The organism is Streptomyces soli (assembly GCF_003999195.1).
GTDB classification, from domain to species: Bacteria; Actinomycetota; Actinomycetes; order Streptomycetales; family Streptomycetaceae; genus Actinacidiphila; species Actinacidiphila soli.
The window spans coordinates 1-3,952 of sequence record NZ_RJVR01000039.1 but is presented as its reverse complement, the minus strand read 5'-3'; the positions used below and the strand labels follow the sequence as shown (position 1 = coordinate 3,952).

At 68.3% G+C, this 3,952-nt stretch carries 1 protein-coding gene and 2 pseudogenes; 2 read left to right on the top strand and 1 reads right to left on the bottom strand.

Annotated elements, in window-relative coordinates; genetic code table 11:
- A pseudogene (locus EFK10_RS53035) lies at positions 1-222 on the top strand (transposase); the annotation flags it as partial.
- Positions 223-952: 730 nt separating this feature from the next.
- Here the strand turns inward: EFK10_RS53035 and EFK10_RS02095 are convergent.
- Positions 953-2,017: a hypothetical protein gene (locus tag EFK10_RS02095; protein ID WP_206305272.1), complete on the bottom strand. Its 1,065-nt coding sequence runs from the start codon at positions 2,015-2,017 to the stop codon at positions 953-955.
- Between the two features lie 707 nt (positions 2,018-2,724).
- Here EFK10_RS02095 and EFK10_RS02090 point away from each other — a divergent pair.
- Positions 2,725-3,861: pseudogene (locus EFK10_RS02090) on the top strand (helix-hairpin-helix domain-containing protein); the annotation flags it as partial.
- Positions 3,862-3,952: the final 91 nt, after the last annotated feature.

Here is a 3,952-nt window from a genome sequence, read left to right as displayed (position 1 = left end):
ACGGACCGCCAGGCAGCGGACGCGGTCCGCGGCAGGATCGACTGGAAATACCTGCTGGGCATGGAGTTGGAGAACGAGGGCTTCCACTTCTCCGTCCTTTCGGGCTTCCGCCAACGCCTGGTCGGGCACGGCCAGGAACAGGTGGTGCTGGACCGGCTGCTGGCACGGCTGTCCGAGCTCAGATTCCTTCGCGCGGGCGGGCGCGTGGGCACGGACGCGACCCTGCGAGTGCCGAAAATTCATCCGTGCAGGTCTGCAGTTCGTGAGCTCCTGTCCTGGGTGGCCGCCGGATGATGATATTGAACGTGTTCAGCTATCGGGCGCCGTTCGTTGAACGCGTTCAACGTAGCCCTTGGTTGTACACCTGCGTAGGCCGTTCGTAAGCCGCTGATCTGCGCGGATGAATTATCGGCACCCACAATCCTGCATGGGCATTGCCCTGGGTTCCACAGATGGGCCAACGCCTAGTGACACGGTTCTAGCCCTGACCAGGACGGACAAGCAGGATGCCGGAAATGCCCGTGTCACTAGGCGCTCCCATCGCCCCAGGTCAGCGCGCTGTGCTTTGCGGCCGATCCGACAGGAAAGCAAGATGGAAGTCGGTCGGCAAAGACGGAAGAATCGCCACATATCTTCGCCGGAAGTGGATCAGCGGAATCGCAGCCCTCGGCGAGTCGACGCGGTAGTCTCGTCAGACAACAAGCCGACGGGGTAAGCCTTATGGCAACCCGCAAGCCGCTGACCTGGGATAACGCCAACGCCTAGTGACACGCCGTGTCACTAGGCGATTTGCCGTTCCCGCAGGTCGGAGCAGGTCTCATGACCTCCGGCCGCGCACTCATCTGTGGAACTCAGGATTGCGGTCCGTCACCACGGTAGCGGACCGGAGGTGCGCCGACCGGGGCGAGCCACGTCTCCCGTCGGGCAGCACGGCCGTGGACGCAGCAGCCGGTCAGCGGGAGAGCCGCCGTGCCGCCTCCTGTGCCCGGACGGGCAGCGGTGCCCCGATCTCGGCGGCGAACGTGTGCAGCTCCTGATGCCCGGGGAGCTCGGTCAGCGCCTCGCCCACCAGAGCGCGGGCCCGGTCCGCCTCGCCGTCCCGCCAGGCCAGCCTGGCCTGGAAAAGCAGCGACTCGGCACCGGCGAGGGCGGAGTGCGCAGCCAGCCGGGTGAGGCGGTCCGCCGCGTCGTAGTCCGCAAGCCGCTCCAGCAGCATCCCGTGCCACTCGGCCAGATCCCCGGAGCGGCGCTTGCGTTCGTAGGCTGAGGAGTCATAGTCGTAGACGCGCTTCGCCCGGCCTGGCTGCGTCTGTGCAAGCCGGTCGAGGGCCTGCAGGTACTCGTCAGCGCAGGCCACCCAGGCGTCGGGGTCGGGCAGCAGGCGCGCGAGTACCGAGGCGAGCGAGGTCTCACGCTCGCTCACCGCGCCGAACCCGGTCCGCGTCCAGCCGTAACGGGACTCCCAGCGGACCAGTTGCGGCATCCCGTGCTCGGCCGGTACAGCCGCCCCGTACCGGGTCAGCATCCTGCCCCAGAGTGCGGCGACGGCGTCGGAGACGATGAACCGCGCTGCCTCCATCGGATCCTCGGAGCGGAAGCAGTCGTAGCTTTTCACGTAGCAGGCCAGGTCGACCAGCGCCTCCACCGCGTCCTCGGCCGGGCGGGAGTCCTGTGCCGCCAGGGCCGCTTGCGCTTCGTCGGCCAGGCGGCGGAACGTGAACCGCCAGCGGGTCCGCTCCTTGGGCGAGACCTGGCGGTCCCCCGCGAGGTACGAGCCGGCACGCGCCAACGCGACGAACTCGCGCACCTCCTCGCGCACCCGCACCGGATCGGGGACCTCGTCCCGAGGCCGCGCACGCGGACCTGGCGGAGCCGGGGCGATCTCCGCCTCGATCCGCTCCCGCACCGGCGCGGCACCCCGCCAGTACAGGTTCCACAACACCTTCCTCAGGCGCTCCTCATCCAGCCCAGCCAGCTTCGCGAAGAACTCCTCGCGGTTCATCCGGTTCATCGACACGGCAACCGAGCGTAGTTCACACCCGCGGACGCCCCGGCCGGGGAGCCGTCAGGCGGCCCGGCATGCGCCCTCCTCAGCGCGCCGAATCCGACGCGGCCTCGCCCCGGGGCCGAGAGCCGAGCGGGCCGAGCGAGCCGGGAACGGTGCCGGCCATCGTTGGCGAAACCGCTGCTCCGCACCCAGGAGCTCGCGGTACCCGGCGCGACGGCCCCTACAGGGGGTCGTCCGGATGCCGTGGTGCCACAGGCCATGCTGATCGAGGATCTTTATGAGGTTTCGCTTGCGCTTCTGGTCGCGGCGCGGCGCGCTGCGGTATGCCTCGAACTCAGCCGTGGTGGCCTCGACTTCTGACGCCCGGCGCCGCTGCCGCTTGACGTCCCGCACGGTGGGCTGTCGGACCTGTTGGGCAAGCTGGGTCTGGTCGGTGACGGGCGCGAGGACGTGGGGCAGCAGTCCTTTGGGATTGCACCCGCCGTCCACATGTGTGACACACCGCCTTACGTTGCATTACACCCGGGGAACCCCTCCCCACGCACCGTCCGGCCGCAGGAGCCTGCGGCCTCCACGCTGCGCAGCCGGCCCCCTGTGTGCGAGCGATGCCGCCGGGGATCGGCGACGGGTCGTAGGCCTGGTCAAGGGTTGTCGGCGGGGCGATACGGTGCGTGGCATAGCGGGAGGTTCTGGAGTGCTGTGGAGATGGGAGGGGTGTGGGTGTGAGTGTGCCTCAGGCTCAGCGTCAGCTCGCGGAGGTGGAGGGTGTGCTGGAGCGGATCACCTACGCCAACGAGGAGACCGGCTACACGGTGGCCCGGGTCGACACCGGGCGCGGTGCTAATGACCTGCTGACGGTGGTTGGGGCGCTGCTCGGCGCGCAGCCCGGGGAGTCGCTGCGGCTGTATGGGCGCTGGGGGTCTCACCCGCAGTACGGCAAGCAGTTCACGGTGGAGAACTACACGACCGTGCTGCCGGCCACCGTCCAGGGCATCCGCCGCTATCTGGGGTCGGGGCTGATCAAGGGCATCGGTCCGCGGTTCGCCGAGCGGATCGTGGAGCACTTCGGTGTGGACAGCCTCGATGTGATCGAGCAGGCGCCGAAGCGGCTGATCGAGGTGCCGGGCCTCGGGCCGAAGCGCACCGCGATGATCGCGGCGGCGTGGGAGGAGCAGAAGTCCATCAAGGAGGTGATGGTCTTTCTTCAGGGCGTCGGTGTCTCCACGTCCCTCGCGGTGCGGATCTTCAAGAAGTACGGCGAGGCCTCGATCGGGGTGGTCAAGAACGAGCCGTACCGACTGGCGACCGATGTTTGGGGTATCGGCTTCCTCACCGCCGACAAGATCGCACAATCTGTTGGTATCCCGCACGACAGCCCCCAGCGCGTCAAGGCAGGCCTGCAGTACGCGCTCTCGCAGAGCAGCGACCAGGGCAACTGCTACCTCCCCGAGGAACGTCTGATCGCCGACGGTGTGAAACTCCTCCAGGTCGACGTCGGTCTGGTCATCGACTGTCTGGCCGAACTGGTCACCGAGGACGGAGTGGTCCGCGAAAGCGTGCCCGGCCCCGCGGGCGAGCCCATCACAGCTGTCTACCTGGTGCCCTTCCATCGCGCGGAGATCTCTCTGGCCAACCAGCTACTCCGCCTACTCAAGGCCGGGTCCGACCGGATACCCGCCTTCGGGGGCCGAGGTGGTGAGGAGGTCGACTGGGCGGCGGTGCTGGGCTGGTTGGCAAGGCGAACGGGTGTGGAGCTGGCACCGGAGCAGGAGGAGTCGGTGAAGCTGGCGTTGACAGAGAAGGTCGCGGTGCTGACGGGTGGTCCCGGTTGCGGCAAGTCGTTCACAGATCGGGTAGGCGGGCCGGTTCTCCCGGCCCGCCCCCCACACCACCGGACATGCGGGCCCGCATCCGGCGGTTCGTCTAGCTGATCTCAGGCGGTCC